This window comes from Streptomyces albidochromogenes (assembly GCF_005981925.1).
Classification (GTDB): domain Bacteria; phylum Actinomycetota; class Actinomycetes; order Streptomycetales; family Streptomycetaceae; genus Streptomyces; species Streptomyces albidochromogenes.
The window spans coordinates 1-1,214 of record NZ_VBVX01000631.1 but is presented as its reverse complement, the minus strand read 5'-3'; the positions used below and the strand labels follow the sequence as shown (position 1 = coordinate 1,214).

Here is a 1,214-nt window from a genome sequence, read left to right as displayed (position 1 = left end):
GCTGGGGATAGAGCATTGTAATTATTGCTCTTCAACGAGGAATTCCTAGTAAGCGCAAGTCATCAGCTTGCGTTGATTACGTCCCTGCCCTTTGTACACACCGCCCGTCGCTACTACCGATTGAATGGCTTAGTGAGGCCTCCGGATTGGTTTAAAGAAGGGGGCAACTCCATCTTGGAACCGAAAAGCTGGTCAAACTTGGTCATTTAGAGGAAGTAAAAGTCGTAACAAGGTTTCCGTAGGTGAACCTGCGGAAGGATCATTACAGTATTCTTTTTGCCAGCGCTTAATTGCGCGGCGAAAAAACCTTACACACAGTGTTTTTTGTTATTACAAGAACTTTTGCTTTGGTCTGGACTAGAAATAGTTTGGGCCAGAGGTTTACTGAACTAAACTTCAATATTTATATTGAATTGTTATTTATTTAATTGTCAATTTGTTGATTAAATTCAAAAAATCTTCAAAACTTTCAACAACGGATCTCTTGGTTCTCGCATCGATGAAGAACGCAGCGAAATGCGATAAGTAATATGAATTGCAGATTTTCGTGAATCATCGAATCTTTGAACGCACATTGCGCCCTCTGGTATTCCAGAGGGCATGCCTGTTTGAGCGTCATTTCTCTCTCAAACCTTCGGGTTTGGTATTGAGTGATACTCTTAGTTGAACTAGGCGTTTGCTTGAAATGTATTGGCATGAGTGGTACTGGATAGTGCTATATGACTTTCAATGTATTAGGTTTATCCAACTCGTTGAATAGTTTAATGGTATATTTCTCGGTATTCTAGGCTCGGCCTTACAATATAACAAACAAGTTTGACCTCAAATCAGGTAGGATTACCCGCTGAACTTAAGCATATCAATAAGCGGAGGAAAAGAAACCAACAGGGATTGCCTTAGTAACGGCGAGTGAAGCGGCAAAAGCTCAAATTTGAAATCTGGCACCTTCGGTGTCCGAGTTGTAATTTGAAGAAGGTAACTTTGGAGTTGGCTCTTGTCTATGTTCCTTGGAACAGGACGTCACAGAGGGTGAGAATCCCGTGCGATGAGATGCCCAATTCTATGTAAAGTGCTTTCGAAGAGTCGAGTTGTTTGGGAATGCAGCTCTAAGTGGGTGGTAAATTCCATCTAAAGCTAAATATTGGCGAGAGACCGATAGCGAACAAGTACAGTGATGGAAAGATGAAAAGAACTTTGAAAAGAGAGTGAAAAAG

At 41.4% G+C, this 1,214-nt stretch carries 2 rRNA genes; both read left to right on the top strand.

Annotation, left to right across the window (positions count from 1 at the left end):
- A 16S ribosomal RNA gene (locus E2E34_RS37695) occupies nt 1–270 on the top strand; the annotation flags it as partial.
- Nucleotides 271–452: 182 nt separating this feature from the next.
- A 23S ribosomal RNA gene (locus tag E2E34_RS37690) occupies nt 453–1,214 on the top strand; the annotation flags it as partial.